The sequence below is a fragment of the Intestinirhabdus alba genome, assembly GCF_009711095.1.
In the GTDB taxonomy this organism is placed as follows: domain Bacteria; phylum Pseudomonadota; class Gammaproteobacteria; order Enterobacterales; family Enterobacteriaceae; genus Intestinirhabdus; species Intestinirhabdus alba.
Genome location: NZ_WMJZ01000033.1, coordinates 1 through 26,933 on the forward strand (window position 1 = coordinate 1; position 26,933 = coordinate 26,933).

The following is a 26,933-nucleotide window of genomic DNA, read 5'->3' on the forward strand; positions in this document are numbered from 1 at the left end:
GCTGGTTTATTAGCGCTGAGTTTGTGGGGATCCCTCAGCGCTGCGGCGGGGCTTTTTCTTAATCGCGCTCTTCACGCGCGGGCGACGCTGCCAGAACGCCGTTAACGTCTCTTCCTGCCCTATTGAAGGCCGGGCGATATCCTGGCGGTTTAGCTTTTCGCTGTATGCCAAAACGTGAAGGGGCAACCAACATGCCGCCTGAGCGCTGGTGGATACAAACGCACCAGCCGCAATTGTTTAAGGTTGCGGAGGTACGTCAAGCAGAGTGGAAACCCATTTGGCATAGTCCCAGGTTATTATTTCAGCCTCCTGTTGCTTTAATAATAACAGCGCGTTTTTTTGACGCTGCGAATCGAGACGTAGCGCAATCGCTTTTAACAATTCCTGGTTGTAATTCTGTAGCGTCGTCTCTGCCGCTTCTTCCGTCCAGCCTGCGGCGTCACGTTCAGCAAGGCGATGTTCAGCATACGATTTATCCGCTAATGCACACCAGACATACGCCATCTCATCATTTTGCTTAATCCCTACACCATGCAGATAAGCCTCACACATTCTTATCATCGCATAGGATGAACCATGCAGCGCGTGAGCATTAAATCGATTAAAAGCCGCCTGCAGATCGGCCTGCGAGAGCGTTTCAATATGCTCTGAAAGCCTTACCATTTGACTAAAGTTGTCATCAACATAGCCACTGGCACCGGGAAAAAGGATCTCGTCATTTAACTCAAGCTCCAGCTTAAAGCCGCCTTTTAGCGCATTCGTTGTGTAACGAACTAATAAATCACGTTTTTCTTCTGATAAAGGTAGAAAAGCAAGTGTGTCGGGATCGACGTTAGATCTTATTCTGCTCCGCATATAATTTGAGGCCAGGGGATAGCCCGCGTCCGCCAGTAGTGCAATAACAGAATACAGCGGTTGCTCAAATAATTCAGGCGATTCTAACAGGTTACCCTTAGCATCAACCAGACGGCGTTTATTTTTAGTCAAAAAGTCATTAATTTCTTGTGTAATATATCTATCTTCAGGCTGTTCTTCGGCTTCATACAAAATAAAAGCATAATGAACCATAGCATTTTTATCCCATTGCCAGGCCTGCTTTACCAGCGCTAAAAAAGCATCCTGGTCCTTAATACTGCCATCCCAGGCGCGTTCTTTTATTTTATAAGAATATTTTATTGGCCACAGCTCTCTCTGGGACAGCATTGATTTTTTTACATTCATTCCAACTCCCGTATGCTCAAAAAAGTAAAGAATAACCAGCGCGAATAAAGCAAACAATATAATCAGCTTACTAAATATATTTTTCATCGGTATTATTGTATACTCCTTTATAACAAATCCGTGCCAGATTAATTTCACCGCTAATGAACATCCTGGCAGGCCAGATTTGCCAGTCTTCGAGGAGCGAATATTCAGGATCTTTAGAGTAATATTTCTTGACCTTTCTTTCAGATTTATACCCCCACAGCACCAGTGAGTCAAAGCCCAGCAGATCCACTTTTAATTTATTAGAAAGTTGTTTATTCCTTTTCCTCCAGTCTTTTAATTCATCACCAGTATTAAAAGTCGCATAAACCATCTGCCCTACCGTTATAACCTTCTGACATTTTGAGAATTCTCTGGCGATACAGTTAGTGTTTTTCTTATCAGTGTTGTCTTCATACCTGCCTGAACGACAGGAATGAAAAATGATGCAGCCTTCTTTTTTATGCCAGTCTAGCTTCTCAAGCTCGATTACCATTGATATGGTTATGTTCTCACCTTTGCCGACCAGATAAAGCATCTTATTACTACTATGTCCGAAAAGATGCATCTCATGAAGACTATACAAGGCGCTCCCTGAGGAGGTTTTCATTTGCGTAAGTTTATAGATCTCCGTCCAGATCTGTTTAAAGCTTTTAATATTAGTGTACACATACGTTTTTATCTCATGAGTTTTATGTTTTTCTTGTAATCTTTTAGATTTAAAATCTGCGGCCTTTTGCATTTCCTTATAACCATCTTCACCACCATATACCAGCATAATATCAAGCCGTTTTGCACGAGTAATCTTTACAGTTTTGACGTTCGGTTCCTGTGATTTTTTTGTTACCCCGGCAGAAGACTTTTTATTGGGTTTATCATTCGTTTTACCTTTCGTCATTATGTGACACCTTATTCTTAAGCTTTTGATAAGTAACAGAAGACCTTCCATGACTGTCTGTCATCAGGAATATTTCACTGCAGCGCACCCATAATCAATCGATTACAAGGTGAATGATAATGTCTTCCTCGCGCTCTCTTCTGAAATTTTCAGTATTTCCATCTCCATCCGTCATCCCCTCCTTCTGAGAACCATCTGTAAAGTAAGCGATATAGGGCGTACTGGAATAAGGAACGCCATCATCATCCGTAAAGCGAAACTGCAGGTGATAATCCCCTGTCTCAATCAGCGGAAAGACCATCATCTCATGCTGCTGCGACGCCCGCTCCCTGCGCCCGTAATATCCCGCTTTGGTCAGATACTCCCCAAGCGTCCCGGACTCTATTTTATTGGCGTCCAGCTCGATATAGCTTCCGCCGCCGTTTATCGTAATTTTCTTCCGGGCAATAATGTTGATCTCATCTTCCGTACTGGTGATGGCTACCCCCCCGCGCGCCTTCAGCTGCAGCCGATCGTTCTGCGCCTGCACCTGTACCGCCCCCTGATTCGCTATCAGTTTGATCCCCGCCTTTTTGACAAACATGCTCAGGGCGTTCCCCACTCCGATAAACAGATTCTTCACCACGCTGATATCGGCGTTATTACCGGCCGTGACAATCAGATTTTCCGCCGCTGAGGCCTGCAGATGCGCCCCGCTGCTCAACGCTATGCCCCGCGGCGCGCTCAGGAGTATCACCGCCTCCTCCAGCTCTCTGACCTGCTGCTCCAGCCAGTTAACCTGCGCCTGCAGATCCGCCGGATCCGCTCCCGCCGTTTTCGCATCCGCAGAAATGTCATGCATCTGCTTGCGAGCAGCCTCCAGGTTACCGAGCGCCGGCTGCATCTCCAGCACCGCCCCCTGCGCTTTTGGCTGACCGTCCGCTGAAATAAACAGCCCCTTCCCGGCCCGTATTGCTCCCCGGCTATCGCTGCGCAGTTCAAACCCCTCCCCGCGCCGCTCTTTTTTCCCGTCCACCAGGTGGCCAAGATTGAGCTGACTTTTACCGCCGTATTCCGTACTAATCTTGATGTGCTCTTTTCCCCGCGTGTCGTCCAGGCGGAGCTTATTGTTCGCCGGTGTTCTCAGGACATTGCGCCGATAGTTGCCAATAGTGACGTGGTCCGGATGGGCCGAATCGTGCAAAACGCCCGAAATATACGGACGATCCGGATCGCCCTGCTCAAACGCTATCGCCACCTCCGTTCCCGCCAGCAGCGGCAGATGCAGACCGTAAGTGTCCCCGGCGTAGGGCCGCGCCTGACGCACCCACATACTCTCCTCTCCCGCCGGCCAGCTGTCGCGATCGAACAGGAAATTAACTTTGTAGCGCCCGTCGCGATCGATGTGTCCATAAATATCATTTTTGGTGGTGCTGGCGATCCTGGCCGGCAGCGTTCCCGCCATTGTCGGCCGGGCTACAGGCGCGGGCCGGAAGCTGTATTCTTTCGTCGCCGGGATTGCCCGGAACGCGACCATGAAGCTTCTGTCGCGCCGGGCGCTGCTGTGAATGCTGACGATTGCCACCCCCTGATGAAAAGACGCCTCTGTCACTGCCTGAGCGCCGTTCACCTTCAGCACCTGACCGGGTGTCAGCGCCGCGCAGTTGGTTATCCCGCTGAGGCTGGTCTGGCTGTTCAGATAGCGCTCATGCCGCAGACGGGCGTAAAACGCCCCGCTTTCCGGCTTCGGGTCGTGCCGCTCCCCCTTTCCCGGCCGTAGATAGTTTTCCGCCCAGTGGTACGCCTCGCCATAAGTGGTGGTATCCCCCCCTCTTGTGGCATCAATGCTCAGGCTCATCTCTTCCGGCGCATTGCGGTAGTTGTAACCGCGGGTAAAGACACTTTTTTCCACCACCCGATGCCGGCTTTCCAGCGCCCAGACCGACTCCCGGCCGGTATCAGACTGCCCGGATGGCGACGCCAGCGGCAGAATAAGCCCCTGCTCATAGTGGCGTTGGGCGTCGGAAAATGTCACCACGTCAATCTTCAGGCGGGCATCGGTTGTGAAGCGGAACCAGATCCCCACCCCGGCAAGCAGACGAGAAATAAAGGTGAGATCGTCCTCGCCGTACTGCATCACCTGCTCACGGCGCGGATATTCATTGGCCAGCGTAAAGACGAAATCCTGGCCGCGCATGGCGTGACGGGTTCTGAGAATATGCTCCACGATCTGCGGCACCGACATATCCTGATAGATACGGTTCTGACGCGAACGCGCCAGCAGCGCCAGCCGGGGCTGCAGGGTAAGGGAGTAGCGGGTTTCATCTTTCGAGGTAGAGAGGTGCTCAAAGCCGGTCACCACGCCCTGAATCGTGCGCACCGGCTGCTGCAGCCTGTGCCCCTGAACAGGCGGAGCCTGCAGCGTCAGCGAGGCGCTCCGCAGCAGCATTTGCTGCGGCGAGAGAGACTTATCGGCACTGGTAAATTCGATGGCATAACTGAACGGTTCGCTCAGGGCTTCATGCCCGTCGAAACAGAGCACGTCGAGCGGTGCCGGGCAGCCATGCACGCTCAGCAGATAGTGGCTGTGGCTGAATATCAATGACTGAACTTCGCTCATTTAGTAATGTCTCCTTGTATTAAGTCCCGCTGCCGCGTCGGCCGTTCCCGGCATCAATGTTCTGTCTCTTGTTCAGCGCTCTCCGCTACGGTTTACCGTTCCAACAGACACGCTACCGCCCGTCGCTGTTTGCCAAAGCACATAGGCAGGTGGCCCAATATGTACTTATCCGGCTCTTTTGCCCTCGCACGACTGCTGAAGGATACTGGCGATAGCTTACCCATCGTTTTCTTCGCCACCCGGCCAGGCCCGGACGTTCCTTAGGGGGAGAATAAATACGTTCCATAAATAACGTTTTTAGCCGCCGCATCCACAATGCCAGGCTTCAATTCAGAAGAGTGGTTCAGCCATAATCTGAAACGTTTTATACCCGTCATACTTCAGGCTGCATGTTCGTTGGCTTTATTCGGCCCTGGGGCCTCACCCCTTCGGGGCCAGCCCTGGGTCTGTTCAAAACGCGCAGCGTTTTGTCATGCAACTCGAATTATTTAGGGTATATATAAAGGATAAATCCAGAAACAGGCTGATGTTAAAGTATAGCGATAATTTAAAGCAACCTTACGGCTCAAATTTATGCCCGACGCCAACAAAAACAGATAAAAACCGTGACAGAAATAGCTTTATCAAAAAAATAAAAAAACAGCGCTGACAACAGTTAATACTCGCTATCAATACGATAATAACAGGATAATAGTCGGAAATATCGGGAAAACAATTAAGACAACCGCCATTCACAAAGCAATAAATATATCCCGTGAATAATAATAACTTTTCATTTATCACTATATCCACTGATGTCCCGACAGGTCTTCCGGATAATTAAATCGGGTAAGCTAATGAAATACACCAGCGCTAATAATTAAAAGGTTAATAAATAAAAGCGCATCTTTCACAATAATGCAGAGAGGCTCACGGCGACTGGGCAAGGCGTAAAAAAGAGGAGGCGGCCGGTTTATCGCGCGGATGCACAGCGCTATCCCCGGGCGCGCCATAACAGGATAAAGCTTCGGGAGATGATTGGCCGCGATGCGCAGACCTGCCCGCTGCGCTTCCTGCTCCAGGCGCGTTAGCTATCGCGCAGGGTTTCGGGAGCCGGCCACGGACGGCTTTTGATGCAGAGCGTGTTAAACGAAAAAAGCCGCATCCTGTAACCAGAGATGCGGCTTTTTTACTTCCGGGACGCCTTCAGGCCCCCTGGATAAATTACTGGCGGAATGGACGGGACTCGAACCCGCGACCCCCTGCGTGACAGGCAGGTATTCTAACCAACTGAACTACCACTCCGCGCTATGTTCCCTTGGGAACGAAGCGAATATTACGGATTGCCTTGCACCTCGTCAACGCTTTTTCACACCTTTTAAATCGTTTGCTGTAAAAATCATCCGACAGGCGAATTTTAGCGTTTGAGTAAAGTGAATCAGGCCCGCCAGAGGCAGCTTCCACCCTTTTTTTCCACCAGATCGAGACGCGCCTCATGGGCCGCTACCTCTTCATCAGTGGCGAAAACAACACGTAAGCGGCTTGCCTGACGGACAATACGTTGGATCGTAGCCTCTCCCTGCTGCGGCTGGGCGTCCCCTTCCATCGTGAAGGTCATCGCCGTCTGGCCGCCGGTCATCGCCAGATAAACTTCTGCGAGGATCTGGGCGTCAAGCAGCGCGCCGTGCAGGGTTCGCTTGCTGTTGTCTATCTCATAGCGAGAGCAGAGCGCATCGAGGCTATTGCGCTTTCCGGGGAACATCTTCCGCGCCAGCGCCAGGCTATCGGTCACCTTGCAGAAGGTGTTGGTCCTGGGAATATCGCGCTTTAGCTTACTGAATTCATAATCCATAAAGCCGATATCAAACGACGCATTATGAATCACCAGCTCCGCGCCGCGAATGTACTGCAGAAAATCGTCGACCACATCGGCAAAGACGGGCTTATCGAGCAGAAACTCATCCGCAATGCCGTGAACACCAAATGCCTCCGGATCCACCAGCCGGTCCGGCTTCAGGTAGACGTGAAAGTTATTGCCGGTCAGACGCCGGTTCACCACCTCCACCGCGCCGATCTCAATAATTTTATGGCCTTCATAGTGCGCGCCAATCTGGTTCATACCGGTGGTTTCGGTATCGAGGACGATCTGTCGGGTAATTGCTGTGCTCATCGCGGTCATTTATGTCAGACTTGTCGTTTTACGGTTCAATTTCAATTTACAGGAAGTCTACCAGAGATGCTTAAGCAGGTAGAAATTTTCACCGACGGTTCCTGTCTGGGGAACCCCGGTCCGGGCGGATACGGCGCAATTTTACGCTATCGCGGCCGCGAGAAAAGCTTCAGCGAAGGCTATAGGCTCACCACCAATAACCGCATGGAGCTGATGGCGGCGATCGTCGCTCTGGAGGCGTTAAAAGAGCATTGCGAAGTGACGTTAAGCACCGACAGCCAGTACGTTCGCCAGGGAATCACCCAGTGGATCCATAACTGGAAAAAGCGCGGCTGGAAAACCGCCGATAAGAAGCCGGTTAAAAACGTCGACCTGTGGAAACGCCTGGACGCCGCGCTGGGCCAGCATCACATTAAATGGCTGTGGGTTAAAGGCCATGCCGGCCATCCGGAAAACGAGCGCTGCGATGAGCTGGCGAGGACGGCGGCGCAAAATCCCGTCCACGAAGATATCGGCTATCAGGCCAGTGCTTAGGCGTCGGGTTTTTGATACTGGCGGGTCGCGCCTACGGCCTGGCGGATCCGCGCTTTGCTTTTATTCTGCTTTAGCGGATTGAGGGTTAGCGGGATGGTTCGCTTGCGCGCCACAATAAGCTGCAGGCAGCCCAGCGCAGGAACGTGGGCGCTCAGCAGCTTTCCCCCCTGTTTTTTCCACGGCAGCACGTGAAAGCGGCTGGCGTGCAGCACTTCGAAGTTCAGCAGCGATAGCCAGTCCATCTGGCGCATCAGAGTAAACATTCGGCTGTTGTAAGGCGAGGCGTGGCGTAATACCGGCAGCAGCTTCCGTAAGCCCATCAGGCTTAGCGGATTAAAACCGCTCAGTACCAGCCAGCCGTCGTCAATAAGCACCCGATCGGCCTCACGCAGCAGGCGGTGCGGATCGTCGCACCAGGGCAACGTATGGGCCATCAGGCAGACGTCGACCGACTTATCGGCGAAGGGCAAATGGAGCGGATCGGCCTGTACCTGCATCGGCGAACCGCGAACCGAAACGTTCACCTGGTGCGCAACCGCACACTTTTCCAGGTTGATTTCGGCGCTTAAATTGCCAATTTTCAGCAGGTGAAAACCGTACATTTTGGCAAACCACGGGCTAAGCTGTCGCTCAAGCGCCTCACGATAATAGTCGCCCCAGGGCAAATCGCCCCAACGTTCAGGCACGACGATATTTTGAGGTTTCCTTGCCGGCTTCATCGCAACTTTCCGTTAACATTGTGAGACAATTTATGAATCTTAACAGCATTCCTGCATTTCAGGATAACTACATCTGGGTACTGAGCAACAGCGAAGGCCGCTGCCTGATCGTCGATCCCGGCGATGCCGGACCGATACTGGCCGCCGTTGCGAAACAGAAATGGCGGCCAGAAGCGATTTTTCTTACCCATCATCATCAGGATCACGTTGGCGGCGTCAAAGAGCTACTGCAACACTTTCCGAAAATGGCGGTTTACGGGCCGGCCGAGACCCTGCATAAAGGAGTCTCGCACATCGTTAAAGATGGCGATTTCGTCACAGTTTTAGGGCAGCAGTTTACCGTGATTGCCACGCCGGGCCACACTGCGGGACACCTCTGTTACTTTAGCCACCCTTACCTGTTTTGCGGCGACACGCTCTTTTCCGGCGGCTGCGGACGCCTTTTCGAGGGAACACCCGCCCAAATGTATCAGTCACTTAAAAAAATAAGCGCCCTGCCGGACGATACGTTAATTTGTTGCGCCCATGAATATACTTTAACCAATTTAACGTTTGCCAAAAGCATTCTTCCGCACGATTCGTTCATTAATGATTATTATCGTGAAGTGAAAGAGTTACGCCTGAAAAACCAAATGACCCTGCCCGTAATTCTGAAAAATGAGCGACATAATAATATTTTCTTAAGAACAGAAGACCCTGTTTTAATTAAAGAAATCAACAAAGAAACATTATTGCAACAACCTGAACAGCGTTTTGCATGGTTAAGGTCAAAGAAAGACAGCTTCTCATAATTGCAGGTTGCCTTTTGACCTCTTCGCCGTTATGATCGGTCGTCTTTTAAGCAACTATTGACACACACATGAAGGCAAAAGCGATATTATTCGCCTCTGTCCTGCTTGTAGGCTGCCAGTCTTCTCAGAATACGGGCAACATTCAGCAGATTGCACAGAGCCTTTCTGCGGCTGGTCAAACAAAAGCTGAAAAGTCTGCCAGTCAGGCGCGATGGATGAACGATGGGACGTCCGTCGCGTCAGATCAGGACTTATGGGCTTTTATTGGCGACGAGCTAAAGATGGGAATTCCGGAAAACGCCCGGATTCGCGAACAAAGACAGAAATATTTACGCAATAAGAGCTATCTCCACGATGTAACGTTACGGGCAGAGCCGTATATGTACTGGATAGCCGGGCAGGTTAAAAAACGTAACATGCCTATGGAGCTGGTACTCCTACCCATAGTGGAGAGCGCTTTTGATCCTCACGCGACGTCTGGTGCCAATGCCGCAGGCATCTGGCAGATCATTCCGAGCACGGGGCGCAACTACGGTTTAAAGCAAACCCGCAGCTATGATGCGCGCCGCGATGTGGTGGCTTCCACCACCGCAGCGCTGAATATCATGCAGCGCCTTAACAAAATGTTTAACGGCGACTGGCTGCTGACCGTTGCGGCTTACAACAGCGGCGAAGGCCGGGTAATGAAGGCGATTAAGGCAAACAGAGCCAGTGGTAAACCCACCGATTTCTGGTCGCTATCACTGCCGTATGAAACAAAAATTTACGTGCCGAAGATGCTGGCGTTAAGCGACATTTTCAAGAACAGCGAACGCTACGGCGTGCGCCTGCCGACAACCGACGAAAGCCGCGCTCTGGCGCGGGTTCATCTGAATAGTCCGGTTGAGATGGCGCAGATTGCGGACATGGCGGGCATCCCCATTAGCAAGCTGAAGACCTTCAATGCCGGCGTGAAAGGCTCGACGCTGGGCGTGAGCAGCCCGCAGTACGTCATGGTGCCCAAAAAACACGCAGAACGTCTGCGTGAATCGCTGGCATCCGGTGATTTTGCTGCCGTTCAGCCCACGCTGGTCGCGAATAACCAGCCGCTACGCAGCCGCAGCTATACCGTTCGCTCCGGCGATACGCTCTCCGGCATTGCCTCGCGTCTTGGCGTAAGTTCCGGCGATTTGCAGCAGTGGAACAATCTACGCGGTACGAAACTGCAGGTTGGTCAGAGCCTGGCCATCGGCGCGGGCAGTAGCGCGCAGCGGCTGGCGAAGAACAACGACAGTATCACCTATCACGTACGCGAAGGCGATTCACTTTCAAGTATTGCGAAGCGTCACGGGGTGGATATTGAAGATGTGATGCGCTGGAACAGCGATGCGGCGAGCCTGCAGCCGGGCGATCGGCTGACGCTGTTTGTAAAAAACAGCAGTACGCCAGAGTCATAATCAGTCGCACAGACAAAAAAGGCACCGTTTTCTCCGGTGCCTTTTTTATTTATCGCGTTAACTCAGGCCGCCTTATGGGCTTCAACTATAATGATATCGCTGGTGAACGAGCCCTCGTCCTGTAAGGCAAAGTAGGCTTTTACCTCTCCGGAGGCGCTCTGCTGGTACAGGCGGATGGCCTCCAGCACGTTGGCTCAGGGAAAGCAGAGAGGCGCTCCCCTGGCCGCTGCAGATCGCGACCAGAGGCGTGCACCGCGCTGGTTAAATAGGCGTTCGCCTGAGAACTAAACTGCTTTTCAACGTTGTCATGATGGGAGCGTGTGGCCATTGCACTGTCCTTTTTTATTTACCAGAGAAAGGGCAGTACCATAGCAGGTCTGCCCGACGGCAGACCTTTACAGCTTACTGTTCAGGTTTACCGGGACTGAATTCGACGATTAGCGGATTATGATCGGAGGCGCGCGTAACCAGCACCGAAGCTTCGCTGACGTTTAGCCCGCGGTAGAAAACGAAATCGAGCGGCCGCCCGAACGCGCGGCGGCGCAGATCGTCAGTGAAGCGCACCGGGCGCAGCGACATCTCACGAGCAAAACGGTACAGCGCGTTCATCCGTCGGCGGCTCCAGGCGTTAAAATCACCGGCCATGATTACCGGGCCGCTGTGATGGGCAATTTGTTCGCCAACGGGAAGTAATTGTTTACTGTAGACATCCACTCCCAGACTGAAGTTCACCGCGTGTATATTCACAACCATCAGCAGGCGGGTATCGGGCAACGGATAGACGGTCACCAGCGCAGATTTCGCCAGCCGCAGGATCGGCTCACGCTCGCGCAGCGGACAACAGTAAACAGGGTGCGCCGATGAGAGGGTCATCACACCGGAAGGGTGCTGCGGCAGCACGAAGGCCGGAACCTGATCGGCCGCCAGATAGTTAGCGGTTGCGAACTGCACCAGCTCCGGCGTGGTCTGAGCCTCCTGCAGCAGAACAAGATGCGCATCCTTGCCGTAGTTCTTCAGTACCGACAACCATTCGGCGCGCTGCTGCTTGAAAATATTCCACACCAGAATCCGGATGCGCTCATCGCTGCTCAAGGGGACGCCGGCGGGCAAGGCCTGGCCGATACCCGCAAAGGATCCGGGAGGCAGGATCCGCTCTGCGGGCTGTCCAGCAACATAGCGCATGGCATAGGTGTTTTTTCGCACTTGACTTTTAAACCTCTGTAACGTCAATCCATCCGCAGTCGGAGGATTCTTTTGTTATAGGGATTTTAGCTCACACTTTCAATGAACAATTACCGAATCCCCTCTACGTCGCCGCCCTCCCTGCCGCTTAAATAATATATTTCACTTATTTATCAACAATCCCATGAACATCAGTATTAAAAATGCTTTAATAACAAAATTCAGCATAATAGAAACACGGCGTTGCCCCAGGAGCAAAAGTGAAAGCCACCTCAGAAGAACTCGCCATTTTTGTTTCGGTCGTGGAGAGCGGGAGCTTTAGCCGCGCCGCCGAACGGCTCGGGCAAGCCAACTCTGCGGTCAGCCGGGCGGTAAAGAAGCTGGAGATGAAACTCGGCGTCAGCCTGCTTAATCGCACTACCCGCCAGCTTAGCCTGACGGAAGAGGGTAAGCGATATTTCCGACGTGTGCAGGCGATTCTGCAGGAGATGGCCGCCGCCGAGACGGAAATTATAGAGAGCCGCACGACGCCGTGCGGCCTGCTGCGCATTGATGCCGCCACGCCGGTAGTGCTGCACTTCCTGATGCCGCTGATCGCCCCCTTTCGCGAGCGTTATCCGGAGGTCACGCTGTCGCTGGTCTCTTCCGAAACCTTTATTAACCTGATAGAGCGCAAGGTGGATGTCGCCATCCGCGCCGGTACATTGACCGACTCCAGCCTGCGCGCCCGCCCGCTATTTACCAGCTACCGAAAACTCGTGGCCTCGCCGGAGTACATTGTACGCTTCGGCACCCCGGCGTCGGCAGAAGATCTGCAGCGGCATCTCTGTCTGGGCTTTACCGAACCCACATCGCTTAATACCTGGCCCATTGCCCGCCACGACGGCCAGCTTTATGAAATTACCTGCGGGCTATCCTCTAACAGCGGTGAAACGCTGAAACAGCTCTGCCTGAGCGGCAACGGCATCGCCTGTTTATCCGACTATATGATTGATAAAGAGATAGCGCGAGGAGAGCTGACAGAACTCATGAAGGATATACGTCTGCCGGTAAAAATGCCCTTCAGCGCGGTTTATTACAGCGATCGGGCGGTCAGCACCCGTATTCGGGCATTTATTGATTTTCTGAGCGAGCATACGGCGGCTCCCGGCTAAGGTAATAACTTGCCCTGCAGCCTGTCGTCGCAAGACGGCCTTATTTACGAATCGGCGATCTGCCTGGCGATCGTGGTATTCTGCCCCGCTGACGCGGTAGCCGGGTGAACGTCATACCAGGCGTTATTGCGCAACGGCCGCGCTGATCCGGCGTCGATGGCCAGTGCGGCTTATTAATCAACCGCAGATAATGGCGTTTTTCCGCTATTTCTCATTCACTGAAATAATAGAAAACGCGCCTTCAGGCTACGCCAGGTTCCTGTTATTAGCATGATGCTTAGGAGCGGAAGAGTCTTATATCCTTGCTTTGCTACAACACGTGGGGATATTAGCGTATTAAAAAATAAAACAGCGCGGGCGTTAACCTATTTCTCCCGATAATTATTACCCCGTCTATACCCGTCATACTTCAAGTTGCATGTGCGTTGGCTTTATTCGGCTCAGGGGCCTCACCCTGAAGGGCCGCCGCCANTCAGGGGCCTCACCCTGAAGGGCCGCCGCCAGCGGCGCTCAAATCAGCCAAGCTGATTTGTCCTCGCTCACCCCGGTCACTTACTCCGGTAAGCTCCCGGGGATTAATGAGAGACAGCCTGCGGCTGTTCAAAACGCGCTGCGTTTTGTCCTGCAACTCGAATTATTTAGGGTATATAACGAACAGGACGGTTAACATATTCCGAAACCAATAAGAAAAATATCGTTTTCGATGCGCAGGTAGCGTATAAAGGTAACGGAAAGAATTAACACATTGTATTTTATAATGTTTTTCACAGGATGATGAAAGATATATGCGTTGTTTCCGTTTTTTTATCTTAATAGCGGTGAATCTGCTGCTATTACCCTGCACGCTGGCGCAAACGCCGGCGGCGCTTTCTGCGGAACGCTCAGAATGGCGCGGGCATTTTAATGAACGCGGACAGGCGCAGGCGCAGCTGCAATTAGCGACGGGAAGCTATGTGCACGGCTCGGTCAGCGGTGCCGCCGTGCTGAACGTTCAGCGGGCGTCAGGCGAACATTTGCGCCAGCTACTGGTCAGCGAGCTGCCGGTAACGCGCGCCGACTGGCAATTTGTCGTTGAAGACCCGACTCCCCTTCGCATGGCGCTTTCCGGCCCCTCCGGCGGAGCGTTTACCCTCACCCTTAACCGCGTACTGCCGCCGGCGCAACAGATCGCACGGCAGGAAAGCGATCTCAGCCCGACGATTCGTCACCTGCGTCAGCAGTTGAGCCAGGGGCAAAGCAGCGCATCATTCTGGCAACAGATAGCACAGCGAGGCGGCACCCCGCTGACAGAAGAGAGCGATGCGAACAACGTTATCGTTACTTTTCTGTGGCGGGGCGCGAAGCACAACGTATTTATTCTCGGTGCGCCGTCGGGCGATCACGATCCGATGTTCCGTCTGGCAGATTCCGATGTCTGGTATCGCAGCTATCTGCTACCGAAACAGACCCTGATGACATATCGTCTGGCACCGGATGTTCCCCGGATCGACGCTCCGCCAGCCCAACAGCGCCGTGCGATACTGGCGACCGCGCAGCAGGATCCATTGAACCCACGGGTATTTCCGCAGGCGGGGATCGATCGGTTCCAGACCAGCTCGATGTTTGCCCTGGCGGATGCGCCGGTAACCGATGCCGCCCTGCTGCAGCCAGGCGACAGCGGGCGCTATGTGCGCCAGGAAACTTTTATCAGCCAGGCGCTGGGCAACCGGCGGCGCATCACCCTCTACGATCCCCCTTTGTCCGGGGGGCAGTCGCGGAAAATAGCCATCCTGTTCGACGGCGCGCAGTATCAGGAACGGGTTGCGGCTATCCCGCTGGTGCATAATCTGATCGCCGCCGGACGCCTGCCGCCCCTCACCCTCGTATTAATCGACAATATTGACCCTGAAACCCGCAGCCGGGAATTGCCGCCTAACGAGGCGTTCGGCCGCTTTCTGGCGCAGGAGCTGATGCCATGGCTACAGCAGCGCGGTATCCGTGCGCCGGCAAGTGAGGTAACCATCGCTGGCTCCAGCTACGGCGGGCTGGCTGCAACCTGGGCGGCGTTCAACCATCCCGAGTGGTTTGGCAACGTTCTTAGCATGTCCGGCTCTTTCTGGTGGGCCCCGGAGGGCAATAAGCCGGAATGGCTGAGCGAGCAGTTTGCCGTAGCGCCGCGTAAAGCGATCACCTTTTATCTTGAAGCCGGCTTATTTGAAACACAGGGCGCGGGCGGAGGTTTACTGAATAACAGCCGACATTTTCGACATGTCCTGCTGGCTAAGGGTTATCCTGTATATTATACAGAGCGCGCCAGCGGCCACGACTACCTGAGCTGGCAGACCGGGCTGGCGCAGGGGCTTATTCAGCTGTATGGGAAGCCATAACGTACGACGATACGGTCCTGGGATTCGCTAAGCCAGCGAAGCCCAGGCTGGCCCGGCGATTATGCCGAACTACCTTCACAACCCCACTCTGATCTGACGGGAAATTAGCGTTCCGGCCTGCTCTCCCGCGCGCCAGTTGATTTTACTGCGGGCTAAAAGCCGCCTCCTGGCATATCTGTACCCTTTTCTTCGCGTAATAGCGCATTTTCAACTATCCTGCCGCGAAATAACAAGAATGCTAATAATAATAGCTATCATTTGTATTGTTATTTTTTCATGCTACATTGCCGCCTGTAACTATTTATTACAGACAGGGTAATGCACAGGATGAGCATAATTAGTCATAAACACTATTCACGTATCATTACGACGCTGGGATTGGGAACGCTGGCGATACTCTCAGCGTCGGGTATAGCTGCGGAAGAAACCATCACCGTCATCCCCCGACCGACCGCAGAAGATCCCACGGCACCGCTACAAGGAATCGTCGCCACGGTCAGCCAGTCAGGAACCAAAATGGCCACGCCGTTAATTAAAACGCCGCAGTCGATTTCCGTGGTCACCCGTGACCAGATGGATTCTCAGGATGCCGCCTCCGTACCGCAGGCGCTGCGCTATACCGCTGGGGTATTCGCAGAGTATCGGGGCAGCTCTAACCGTTATGATGAAGTGTTCGTACGCGGGTTTTCCTATGTACCGCGCTTTCTGGACGGCCTGAGTTTTGGTGAAGGTGCGGGATCGGCGAGCGGCGTTATCGATCCGTGGCTGCTTGAGCGTATCGAAGTCGTTAAAGGCCCCGCATCAGTGCTTTACGGCCAGGCCAATCCCGGCGGTCTGGTTAGCATGACCAGTAAACGTCCAACGGCCGTCCCAATACATAAGATCCAGCTCAGAGGAGGCAATCATCATCTGGCCCAGGGCGCTTTTGATTTTGGCGGTGCGCTTAATAACGACGGCACGCTGCTCTATCGCCTGAACGGTCTGATCCGTACCCAGCACGATCGGGTCAGTGACTATAAAGAGAAACGCTATGCGATTGCGCCAGCGTTCACCTGGCTCCCCAATTCCGATACCCGCTTCACCCTGCTAACCAGCTTCCAGAAAGATCCTGAGGCGGGTTATCGCAACTTTCTGCCCGCTGTGGGCACGGTGTTCTCTACTGAACGCGGCTCTATTTCACGCGATTTCAACGTCAGCGACCCGTCATTTCATCAGTCAGATCGCGAGCAATACAGCATTGGCTATGAATTTGAGCATATCTTTAACGATACGCTGACGTTCAGGCAGAACGCACGCTATACAAATATTGATGAGCAGTATAAACATTTCACCTATCAGGACTCAGCCAGCACCTGGCTATTGAACCGGCGCGCCAACAAGGAAGACCATAAGACCACTGAACTGGTGCTGGATAACCAGTTAAAAGCACAGTTCTTCACCGGCGCGCTGGATCACCAGCTCCTTGCCGGGCTGGATTATAAGTGGAGTAAAGCCCGTTCAAAGCTCTGGCGGCACAGCAGCCCGGATTATCAGCTCGACTGGAGTGCCCCCGTTTACGGCCTGACGGTGGATAAGAGTAAACTAGCCTTATCTACCAGCGAGTTACAGGAGCTGGAGCAGGTGGGCATCTATGTACAGGACCAGATGGAGTGGAACAACTGGAATCTGGTGCTATCGGGACGGCACGACTGGTCCGAAGTGCGCACCCGTGATTATCTTTCAGATACCATCGTGCAGCAAAACGACAATAAATTTACCGGGCGCGCGGCGCTGCTGTACGCATTTGATAACGGTATTTCTCCCTATGTGAGCTATAGCACCTCTTTCCAACCGAACCTGCAGACCACCCGGGCCCCCGGAACTGCACCTTTCGCCCCAACCACAGGGAAACAAACCGAAGTCGGCGTTAAGTATCAGCCGGAGGGGGGAAATACTTTATTAAGCCTGTCGCTCTACGATTTGCGTCAGCAGAACGTTTCCACCTATAACAGCAGCCTTGGCTGGTTTGAGCCAATCGGGGAAATTCGTAACCGGGGTCTGGAAGTCGAAGCACACTCGGCGTTAAGTGAATCAATTAACCTGATCGCGTCTTACAGCTATGTGGATTCAGAAACCGTACAGACCACGGTTGTTGGCACGCAAGGTAAAACCCCGGCGCGAATTCCGGCCCATACCGCCTCGGTGTGGGGAGAATATAAAATTCGGTCCGGCCCCGCCGAAGGCCTCGGCGTCGGCCTTGGCTTCCGGTATCTCGGTACCAGCTATGGCAATGCCAGAAATACCTATAAGGTTTCGGCGGTAGATTTATACGATACCAGCCTGAGCTATACGCTGGATCGTCTATCCCCGTCGTTGAAGGGAGCCACCGTCCAGCTCAACGTCAATAATATCGCAGATACAAAATACGTTGCGTCCTGCGCTTCTGAAACCGCCTGCTTCTACGGCGTGGGGCGTACGATTACGGCAACCATTAACTATGAGTGGTAGTTTTGTCACTGTCCGGCGGGTTTCTGTCGTAAACCATAGATGGGCCATCAGCAGGGTAAGCCATGAAAGAGTGGCTTGCCCTTCTCAGCAAGGCGCGCCAGATGGGCCTGTAAAATTTCTGCCACCTGCGTCTACGCCCATTTTCCTGCGATCTTCTGAGATTCTTTCAGTTTTCCTGAAACGAAAAAAGCCGTACCACCTTTAAAAGTGATACGGCTTTCTTTCCCGGATGTGCTGAGACACCCTCGAATAATGTAGTGGCGGAACGGACGGAATTAGAACTCAATGTCTAACTCTCTGAAAAAACTAATGATACCGTTCATCTCACCTTCACTGTAGGCCCAATTATAGGCCCATTTTCAAAACCTGCAAGCAGGTTTTTATTATCCGCGTTCAACCGGGCGATTTTTAGACGTTACTCGCGATCATCCCATTCTACGGCGCGTAACTTCACCTTATCAAAAGCAAGGCAATCACAGGCAATTTCAACCTCATCCTTCATCTATATAAAGGAAACACTTCTTTCCCGTACAGCTATGGCTGAAAGTGGACCGAACATCAGAATGGCGATTATTTAACCTAAAACAACTTATCTTACGCTTAAGTTATGTAGATAAACGTCAAAAATGCGCTGTATCGCTCTTTACGGCGTTTTTCATGAAAGATGACGCTTGATACTAACAACACGATTTTCGCCCCGCCTCGTGCGTTATGTGAAGACTTTTTTCCATACAGCTAAAAACAAACACTCACCTTTACCGTTTCCAACCATAACGGCTCCACTCTCTGTGATGAATTAATCATCGGCAGAGCTTATTTCGCTACAGGATGAAAAGTGATCGTGATGCAGCATCGTGACAACCCAGTCTTCTTTTCAGGAGAGAACTCAATACACTGCGGGTTAAGCATGATGCCTGAACAGCCAACATCTATAATGAACGTGCGGTTTGCCAAAAAAAGCGTCACTTCACCCGAATCTTCTGGCGGTTTCGCATTCGAACCAGCGCCTTGCGCACCTTGCGCACCGCGACCTGCGTTCTCTCAGGAAACAGCGCAGCCAGTTCTGCCAATGACAGATGCTGGTGCGTTTCCAGCCTCTGCTGTTCTTCCCGACGCCACGCCTGAACGGTTTTGATTTCACTGCCCAACAGGCGAAGCCCCATCGCATAAACTGCCTGTCTTATAGCTACCCGCGTTCTACCCGGTAATCGGTCAGCCACGGTCATGCCTTCTACCGGATAATACTGCGCCAGTATCTGATGTTCCTGCTCGCTCCATCGCCGGGTACTGTGGGCATTCAGTTTATCTTTCATAAGATAAATAGCCCCACGAGTACGTCCCGACAACAACGGCATAATGCGCGTAATACTATCGCCTGCGGCAAAACGGGTTCGGATAATATCTTTCTCTTCCTCCGTCCAGGGCTGATACGGCTCCATCAGGTTGAACTTATGATTACGCACAACCCACCGGATTGCATCAATGGTACGACCCAGCGCTTCCGCAATTTGTGCAGTTCCTGTAATGCCATAATGTTGTTCCACGAGCCGCAGTTCGGCGATCGTCCATGCAGCGCGGTGATTTCTTGATATTGCATTTTTTTCATGAGTCTTTTCATCAATGAAATGACAGGCCACTCACTCTGAACGTTGTATTGTCGCTATCCATGCGAGTGAGGGCGCAGTCTGTAGCGTCACATAAAAAGCCATCGTTATGTCTCTGAATCACACGTTCTAAACGGTATACTTCATCTGTTTAATTTTATCATTACGTTTTTTCAACCACTCACGAGCTTTCTCAACTGATAAGCGGGTTCGTCCTGGCAGCAATACCATCTGCTCTGCAACGCTTAAATGCATAGTTTTTTCCAGCAGCGTCCATTCTTCCTGACTCCAGATGCGAAATACACCATCATCAATCGCACAACCACGATACCTGATCCCCATACGGCTTGGCTTGAGTTTCACAGATTCCGGACTTCTGTTAAGTAAGCGGGCAACCCGGTCTGTACCATACTCAGGGTAGTATTTTTCCAGAGTCCGAAGTTCGTCTTTACGCCAGCGTTTTCCACTGACTCCCCCTATAGCTTCCGCCATCGAGAATATGGCTTTCTCACTTCTCGTAGGCAATAGCTTCATGACGCTTGATATCCCTGCACCTCCGGCATAATGTACACGGATAATTTCTTTTTCCTGTGTTGTCCAGGGAGGACATGATTCCCTGCGACATCCCAGCTTATATGCTATCAGCGCTACAGCCCCCGGCGTTCGCCCTGGACGTGTTGCAATATCTGCTATAGATAGTGTTCTGTAATGCTGCTCTATAAGTAGGACTGTCCAGCCCAAGATCTGGGGGCAGATCTTGGGCTGAACCTTACACTCACAGCGCCGGAGGGAAACGAACTGACGGTTTAAATGAGATGCTTACAATAGCTCCATTTCTAATTTTTAGTTTCCAAAGATTAAAGGTACACACAGTTATAGTGAGATCCTTATATTATAAGGAACGAAGGCAATCAATTGGTTTCATCTTAGCAGCAATATGAGCAGGATATAATCCAAAACACACAGTTATCAAGGTTATTATTAACATTATTACAGCCACTCTTCCAAGTGAAATAGAAACGTGAATAGAATTAACATCCAGTATATAAAAAGAAACTAATGAAAAAAACAAGCCGAGAAATGCGCCCAGAGCAGAAATTAAAATCGACTCACTCAAAAATTGAATAAAAATATCTGAATAACGTGCACCTAAAGCTATTCTCAAACCCACTTCAAATTGGCGTTGATTCAAATTTGCCAGAAGAATATTCATAACATTAACTCCGGCCATAAATAATGACAAAAAAGAAACAAACAATAAGAATAGATTAATATTTGATTGTGTTTTACTCAAAGCTCGCAATATCTCATCTGTTGTTCTAATTTTATAATCAAAATTTTTACTTCTTTTATCCAAAACATTGACAATATCTCTAGTGATACTTTTTATCGCACTGCTATTTTTAGATTCAATAAGAACACCAGAAGGTAGAGAAAAACCGAACAGTCTGATATTAAATGAATTTAATGGCGTAAAAACCATATCATCAACAGCGATACCAAGACCATCCCCCTTACTCGCAATAACTCCAATTACTCGCATCGAAGAACCATTTATTCTAATAAAATTATTTACAGCATAAGCGCCTTTACCAAATAGACTCTCAGCAATAGAATACCCTAGTACAACTATGTTACTGGAATTAACCTCATGATTTTCATCGAAAAACTCACCTGCATGTAGCGACATGTTTCGGATTCTAAATATTTGACTATTAGCCCCCATTATTTGGGCTGAAACCGAGTGGTTCCTATATGTTACATAAGTAGATTTAATTATATACGGAGAAATATGCTTAACATTAACACGCTTCGCTAAATATTGTAGTTCATTATAAGAAAAAAATTCACCATTGTTATACCCATTACTTATTTCTTTGGGAGCGAATTTGATAGAAATAATATTACTTCCTAAAGATGCAACGTTGTTCATGATATTTTTTTGTGTTTGATTTCCTAATCCTTCCATAATAATTACTGTTGCACCGCCAAAACCAATGCAGGTAACAGTCAATAAAACACGAATTTTCTGCATTGCAAGAGATTGTTTTACAATAAGTAAATTAAATAAAACAACCCCAAAAAAATCACGTAAAAAGTTTAACATACAAACCTCTTTATAACGTCATGATCATACCATCATTTAAAAAAAAAGATTTATCAGCGTATTTAGAAACATTATCATCATGAGTTACAAGTATTATCCCAGTTCCGGATTTATTTATATCAATAAGTAACTTCATAAACTCTATCGCGGAAGTTGTATCCAGGGCTCCAGTAGGCTCATCAGCCAAAATATAAGAGGGGTTATTGATTAAAGCTCTAGCAATGGCGACTCTCTGTTTTTCTCCACCTGATAAAGTCTTAGGATAGCTATTTAAAAAGCATTTAATATTTAAAATAGAACAGAGATTTAGCAATTTATGTTGACTATTACGAAAATTACCTTGTAGATAATAAAGAGGTAAAAGGATATTGTCCCGAACAGATAAATTATCAAGTAAATTGTAATTTTGAAAAATGAAACCAAAGGTTGTGCGCCTTATATCATTTAACACATTCGAATGTTCGTATATAACCTTATCTCCATTAATATAATATTCACCATCAGATATATCATCCAATAAGGCAATAATATTAAGCAATGTACTTTTCCCCGCACCGGAAGCCCCTTTTATTGAAATAAAGTCTCCAGTATTTATAGTAAAGTCTAATCCTTTTAAAATACTTCTTTTCAAGGGGTCTTCGGAATAAACTTTATGAATGTTTCTTAATAATAACATATCTATTCACCTTTAGACATTACAGTAATCTCTTCCCCAGGTAATAACCCCTCTAGCACTTCAGCATTAATACCATTATCATACCCAATAATTAATTTCTTAACAACATAACTGTCATTAAGAAGCTGCCGGAAAAAATAAGTTTTTCTATCATTTGAAGATTTCTTATTCTTTATACCAAATAAAGCATCACTAGGAATAACTGTGGCATTTTCTTTTTTATATACAATAACATCAACATCGGCGCTCATGCCCGGACTCAGCAAACCTAATTTATTATCAACACTAGTAATTACGGTATAATAAACAGAATTATTTATTATTTCAGGGTTAAATGCTATCTTTTCAATTACTCCGGTATCAAAAATAGAGCTATCTGAGTATATTCTAAAGGTAACATTTTGACCTATTGACACTTTATTAATATCCGCCTCTGATACTTTAATGTAAACAAGCATCTTACTCAAATCGGCAATTTCCATCAAAATAGGTGCTTGTTGATTTATATTTAATGTCTGCCCTTCGTTAACATAAATTGCAGTGACTATCCCATCCATTGGCGAGAATATATTTGTATACCCTAGATTAACTTCCTCGCTATGCAAAACATGTTTATACTGATTTATCTCATGAATTAACGCTGCTTTTTTTTCATTAATCTTTAGAAGATTATAGTGAGCCTCATCAAAACCATCTAAACTTATCGCACCTTGTTCTTTTAGTTGTTTAATTCTTGTTAATTTAATTTTTGAGTGCTTATAATTTAAATGCTCTTCATTTAATTGGGATTGTAACTTAAACAAATATGACTTAGCAGCATCAACTCGTGATTTATATAATGTGTTATCGATACTAACTATTAATTCATCTTTTTTAACTACATCACCAACATCACGATGAATATGATTTATCAGACCTGAAATTTGACTGCCTATTTTAACATGTTTATTCGGCTGAATAGTACCTACCGCTTGAATTTTAAAATAAAGGTCAATTTGTTGAGCCTTGATTACATTATGGTTAGCGTTGTTTTTATGTAACTCACGTTGATTAAATAACATATAAGAAACAATCGATATAAATCCAATGATCACGAAAAGAATATACTTAATTTTTATTTTATTCATTATATATTTCCATTTAATAAAATCTCAAGATTTTTATTGAAGCAATCTATGATTACTTCAATTTGCTCATCATTAAAATATAGCGGATTATATAACCAATCCAGCATAATACCATTTTCGTTTCGGAATATCTCTAATGCTAAATCACCTTTAGGTACAACAACAGGAATTTTTCTAAGTTCGCAGGTTAAATTATCTAAATCCATTGCATATGAAAAAGAAAGCTGCGAAGAGAAATAATACTTTATATTAGGTATACGTAATTTGTTTTTCTCATAGAAATATTTATTTAAAGCCGTAAACGAGAAATTAGTAAATGGAGTAGAGCTATGTAAGAAGCTCTTTACATTTAAAACATCATCAATTATCGAGCAATCATTTTTTTTATAAGGCATGATTAAAGTAGTAGCGAAGCTTCCGATTTTTGAAAAATCGTTATGAATCCCCCTGTTAGCACTGGGAATCCCTAGCAAAAAAACTTCCTCTACCATTTCAGATAGAGTCCTTAAGAACACAGCAATTAAAGCATGTTCAATTGTTATTGATAATAAACCCTGTATATTTCTAATATTAAGTAGCTCCTCCTTTGTAATCAATGTACTTTTTCTTTTTCCTACTATAGAGGACAAATTAACACTATCCATACCATTAATTTTGCTTTCTGAATGGACATATGGAATTAAATTATCATACCAATAGGCAAGAATTTTTTCATCTCCGGGATTATCTATATAAATGCAATTATCATTTAAAGGTTGTTCTGTATCTTCCCGCATAGTAGCATTATTATAGTTCATTGATATTTCATCTATGAGCGTACTAATAGACAATCCATCAACAAAAGCATGATGGAAATTAATTAATAAATGATACTTCTCGCAGCTTTCAACTATCAATTTTACGCTAACCGGCTTTTTTTTATTTAATAATAAAGACTCAAATGGCATTTGGTTGATTATTTTTGCTATTTTAGTACTCTTATATTGTTCCTGGACCTCTATAAGAGTAATAGTATTTAATTCTAAAGATTCTTCTGTAGATATGCAATTTCGTATACGATTCTGCTTATCATTTATTTCTACTGAGAAATGCAATGCAGGATATTTACGCACAATTAAATTGATAACAGCATGCAGTTTTGATTGATCCAGTTCTCCAGTGATAAAGAAATATATAGGGATATTGTAAATCGGCGAATTATTAATGATAGCGTCCATGATCCAATAGTATTGGTCATGATCATCGGTTAACTCTGTCCTTGAATGTTCAAACGCTATGCCATCATCATTGCTTTTTTTTACCAAATCAAACAAATAAAGCGGCGTAGGCTTTTTATAAAAATCCTCCAATAATACTTTACAACGGAATTCATGATATATCATATTTATTAGCATTAGTGCATTTAAAGACGTCCCACCGATATCAAAAAAGTTGGTATCTGCAATTATATTCGCACCAATATCTCCAAATACGTTATTCCATATGTTAATAATGCGCATATAAGCACCATCATTATATATTGAACTGTCTTGGTAATGTTTTGAATCTCCTCGCGCATTAGATTCATCACAAATGATAAAGGGAATTTCAGCCTTTGGATACAAAACCCTTAACTCTCTTAATATTTCATGTCGATTAATACTACTTAATTTTAAATCCAATGATATATATAAGCATTGATAACCCTGATTTGGTTCTTTGACAAAGATATCTATTTCATCCAGACCAGTTAAGCTATTCAAAATTCTTTTCATAAAATCAAAATCGACCATATTCCCATTGATTTTTTTAGACTTTTTAATGCGCCCACAAAATACCAACCTCCCGAATTCATCTATAAACCCTTTATCACCTGTTCGATAATAATAATTCCCATTATTTTTGATTAGGTATCTTTCTCTTTTGCTTGACATGTTTAAATAATCGGAAAATAATGCTTTGCCACCAATACAAACTTCTCCTATCTTTTTATCATGAAGCTCATTATTATTCTCATCGACTATCAGAAGATTAACGTGTTCGAGAGGAGAACCGACAATATTCCCTGAAATGTAATCATTAGAGATTACTTGACACGTTGATACTATACAGCATTCGGTTGGACCATAAGAATTAATCAGCACGATATCACAACCTATTTGTGCTATCCATAACTCTATAGCGCGATCAATTGCCAAATCACCACCTATAATTACTTTTTCTAATGATGATATTTTATTTTTCAGCTTACTGTTAATTGTAAATACCATTTGATGCCAATAATTAGTAGGAATATCTAACACTGTAACTTTATTTAATGAACAATACTGGAATAGCAAATCAAAATCGCTCACAACAAAGTCATGTGCAATTACCAATGTAGCTCCACTAAAAAAACAACCAAATATTTCTTCAATATATGAATCAAATAAAGGAAGATTAAAATTTAAAATCACATCATTTTTCTTTAAATCATAAGCCTTTATCATCGCAGGAATAAAACTATTTATTGCTCTATATTTAATCGGCACAGCCTTAGGTATACCTGTTGAGCCCGAAGTGTATAGTATATAAGCATAATCATTTTCATCTCTATCTTCATGTTCATCATTATGTTCTTGCTCATCCTCATGAACAATAGAATAGATATCTTCTATATAATATACAGTAATATTACTCAGACCATTAAGAACCTTAGAGAATTTCCTACTTGAAATCATGACCTTAACATTTATATCGTCAATTACTCTTTGCAACTTACCACTTTTATAAGCCGTATTTATAGGTATGAAGCATCCCCCTACAGAGTAAATTGAAAGAGAAGTTAATACGGAATCTACTCCTCTGTCCAAATACATGCCAATACCGTTTGAGGATCTTATTGTTTTTTTTATAAAATAAATATAACGTTCTAATAATATGAATAACTCTTTATAATTAACTTCCAATACAGCGTTAATATCGAAACATCTATCCTCATCGAGATAAATGATTGCTTTTTTATCAGGTTGCGTTTCAGCAGTTAATTTAATTATATTATAGATCATCTTATTCATTAATTACCTCAATATTTAAACCATCGTTATTTAAAATAATCCGTATTATCAAGAAAATCTTGTAAACTGCATGTTTTATTATCAAGCAACCACAGATACGTATCTATAAACGTATCTAATAGGCTTATAGCTCTCCCTTTAACAAAAAACTCTTCTGCATAATCCATTTCTATAATGACCATATTATAACTATCATTTATTCTTACAGTCATTCCATAATTATTAATTGCCCCCGATGATATACATGATTGTTTTATAACACCCATCTCAGGATAAATTTTATTTATCTCATGAACAATATTTATATATGGTACAGTTGATAATTTTTTTATTTTTAACTGAGTCGGCCCCGTAAGTTTTGATACCTTTACAGAACTATAACGGCTATGTCTATGTAAATCATCGATAATTGGCTTAAGCAGGTTTTCAATTTTAGCGTGAAGGTTAATTTTAACAATTAGTGGAAATATACTTATAGTTGCTTCATATTTATGAGTCTTTCCATATAATCTGTTGGAAAAAGGAATATTGATTACAGGATCATTTATAAAATGATGCATTTGTAGATATTCAAGAATAGCAAATGCCAATATAAAATATATTTTGTCTTCAAAATCAAAAGACCTGTGTTTTAGATTAACGCTTCTGCTAATTTTCAATGCTTTCTTTGGTAACTTCACCATAAAATATACTTCATTAGTTATTTTATTAAAATAATCATCCCAATATGTAATTGCCTTATTCTCTTTGTTAATAAAAAATATAGTTGGCAACCTATTTTTTATTGTTTTTGAAGATTCCAACGGAGCTTCCATATTAAGCTC

The 26,933-nt window shown here is 46.7% G+C and carries 19 protein-coding genes, 1 tRNA gene and 2 pseudogenes; 6 read left to right on the forward strand and 16 right to left on the reverse strand.

Features of this window, described 5'->3' with window-relative positions; genetic code table 11:
- Positions 1–237: 237 nt before the first annotated feature.
- The 5 genes from GJV78_RS18760 to dnaQ form a co-directional block, all read right to left on the reverse strand.
- Positions 238–1,359 (reverse strand): SEL1-like repeat protein, encoded by a 1,122-nt coding sequence (locus tag GJV78_RS18760; protein ID WP_209439269.1) that lies wholly within the window; start codon positions 1,357–1,359, stop codon positions 238–240.
- Complete coding sequence (locus GJV78_RS18765; RefSeq protein ID WP_155109748.1) at positions 1,292–2,143, reverse strand: hypothetical protein; 852 nt, start codon at positions 2,141–2,143, stop codon at positions 1,292–1,294. The genes GJV78_RS18760 and GJV78_RS18765 overlap by 68 nt, the downstream gene beginning before the upstream one ends.
- 94 nt (positions 2,144–2,237) lie before the next feature.
- The gene (locus GJV78_RS18770; protein ID WP_155109749.1) at positions 2,238–4,742 is read right to left on the reverse strand and encodes a type VI secretion system Vgr family protein; all 2,505 of its coding nucleotides are present in this window, start codon (positions 4,740–4,742) and stop codon (positions 2,238–2,240) included.
- Between the two features lie 1,207 nt (positions 4,743–5,949).
- Positions 5,950–6,026, reverse strand: a tRNA-Asp gene (locus GJV78_RS18775).
- A gap of 133 nt (positions 6,027–6,159) precedes the next feature.
- On the reverse strand, positions 6,160–6,891 hold the full coding sequence (gene dnaQ / locus GJV78_RS18780) for a DNA polymerase III subunit epsilon (protein WP_155109750.1): 732 nt from the start codon (positions 6,889–6,891) through the stop codon (positions 6,160–6,162).
- Between the two features lie 66 nt (positions 6,892–6,957).
- On the opposite strand from dnaQ, the gene rnhA reads away from it, so the two are divergent.
- Positions 6,958–7,425: a ribonuclease HI gene (gene rnhA, locus GJV78_RS18785; protein WP_155109751.1), complete on the forward strand. Its 468-nt coding sequence runs from the start codon at positions 6,958–6,960 to the stop codon at positions 7,423–7,425.
- Here rnhA and GJV78_RS18790 read toward each other — a convergent pair.
- Positions 7,422–8,144: a class I SAM-dependent methyltransferase gene (locus GJV78_RS18790; protein WP_155109752.1), complete on the reverse strand. Its 723-nt coding sequence runs from the start codon at positions 8,142–8,144 to the stop codon at positions 7,422–7,424. The two genes, rnhA and GJV78_RS18790, sit on opposite strands and share 4 nt — an antisense overlap.
- A gap of 32 nt (positions 8,145–8,176) precedes the next feature.
- On the opposite strand from GJV78_RS18790, the gene gloB reads away from it, so the two are divergent.
- Positions 8,177–8,935, forward strand: a complete 759-nt coding sequence (gene gloB / locus GJV78_RS18795) for a hydroxyacylglutathione hydrolase (protein WP_155109753.1) — start codon at positions 8,177–8,179, stop codon at positions 8,933–8,935.
- 68 nt (positions 8,936–9,003) lie between these two features.
- Positions 9,004–10,371, forward strand: coding sequence for a murein transglycosylase D (mltD, locus tag GJV78_RS18800; protein WP_155109754.1), 1,368 nt, complete (start codon positions 9,004–9,006; stop codon positions 10,369–10,371).
- A 62-nt stretch (positions 10,372–10,433) separates the two neighbouring features.
- Here mltD and GJV78_RS23960 read toward each other — a convergent pair.
- The 3 genes and pseudogenes from GJV78_RS23960 to GJV78_RS18815 form a co-directional block, all read right to left on the reverse strand.
- Positions 10,434–10,559, reverse strand: a pseudogene (locus GJV78_RS23960) (SAM-dependent methyltransferase); the annotation flags it as partial.
- Positions 10,560–10,564: 5 nt separating this feature from the next.
- Positions 10,565–10,699: pseudogene (locus GJV78_RS23745) on the reverse strand (SAM-dependent methyltransferase); the annotation flags it as partial.
- 74 nt (positions 10,700–10,773) lie between these two features.
- Complete coding sequence (locus GJV78_RS18815; protein WP_167519648.1) at positions 10,774–11,574, reverse strand: endonuclease/exonuclease/phosphatase family protein; 801 nt, start codon at positions 11,572–11,574, stop codon at positions 10,774–10,776.
- 239 nt (positions 11,575–11,813) lie between these two features.
- Between GJV78_RS18815 and yafC the strand changes: the two genes are divergently transcribed.
- The 3 genes from yafC (at position 11,814) to GJV78_RS18830 (ending at position 17,560) form a co-directional block, all read left to right on the forward strand.
- On the forward strand, positions 11,814–12,707 hold the full coding sequence (gene yafC, locus GJV78_RS18820; RefSeq protein ID WP_167519649.1) for a DNA-binding transcriptional regulator YafC: 894 nt from the start codon (positions 11,814–11,816) through the stop codon (positions 12,705–12,707).
- Between the two features lie 785 nt (positions 12,708–13,492).
- Positions 13,493–15,073, forward strand: coding sequence for an alpha/beta hydrolase-fold protein (locus GJV78_RS18825; RefSeq protein WP_155109755.1), 1,581 nt, complete (start codon positions 13,493–13,495; stop codon positions 15,071–15,073).
- A 327-nt stretch (positions 15,074–15,400) separates the two neighbouring features.
- Positions 15,401–17,560: a TonB-dependent siderophore receptor gene (locus GJV78_RS18830; RefSeq protein WP_155109756.1), complete on the forward strand. Its 2,160-nt coding sequence runs from the start codon at positions 15,401–15,403 to the stop codon at positions 17,558–17,560.
- A gap of 962 nt (positions 17,561–18,522) precedes the next feature.
- Here the strand turns inward: GJV78_RS18830 and GJV78_RS18835 are convergent.
- The 7 genes from GJV78_RS18835 to GJV78_RS18865 form a co-directional block, all read right to left on the reverse strand.
- On the reverse strand, positions 18,523–19,197 hold the full coding sequence (locus tag GJV78_RS18835; protein WP_155109757.1) for a hypothetical protein: 675 nt from the start codon (positions 19,195–19,197) through the stop codon (positions 18,523–18,525).
- A gap of 96 nt (positions 19,198–19,293) precedes the next feature.
- Entirely contained in the window at positions 19,294–19,698 is a 405-nt protein-coding gene (locus GJV78_RS18840) for a hypothetical protein (protein ID WP_155109758.1), read from the reverse strand.
- Positions 19,699–20,056: 358 nt separating this feature from the next.
- A complete protein-coding gene (locus GJV78_RS18845) occupies positions 20,057–21,271 on the reverse strand; it encodes an ABC transporter permease (protein ID WP_155109759.1) in 1,215 nt (404 codons plus the stop codon).
- Between the two features lie 10 nt (positions 21,272–21,281).
- Positions 21,282–21,947 carry an ABC transporter ATP-binding protein gene (locus GJV78_RS18850; protein ID WP_155109760.1) on the reverse strand — a complete coding sequence of 222 codons (666 nt, stop codon included), beginning with the start codon at positions 21,945–21,947 and terminating at the stop codon, positions 21,282–21,284.
- Between the two features lie 2 nt (positions 21,948–21,949).
- The gene (locus tag GJV78_RS18855) at positions 21,950–23,074 is read right to left on the reverse strand and encodes an efflux RND transporter periplasmic adaptor subunit (protein WP_155109761.1); all 1,125 of its coding nucleotides are present in this window, start codon (positions 23,072–23,074) and stop codon (positions 21,950–21,952) included.
- Positions 23,074–26,109, reverse strand: a complete 3,036-nt coding sequence (locus GJV78_RS18860; RefSeq protein ID WP_155109762.1) for an AMP-binding protein — start codon at positions 26,107–26,109, stop codon at positions 23,074–23,076. The genes GJV78_RS18855 and GJV78_RS18860 overlap by 1 nt, the downstream gene beginning before the upstream one ends.
- A 26-nt stretch (positions 26,110–26,135) precedes the next feature.
- A complete protein-coding gene (locus tag GJV78_RS18865; protein ID WP_155109763.1) occupies positions 26,136–26,924 on the reverse strand; it encodes a hypothetical protein in 789 nt (262 codons plus the stop codon).
- Positions 26,925–26,933: the final 9 nt, after the last annotated feature.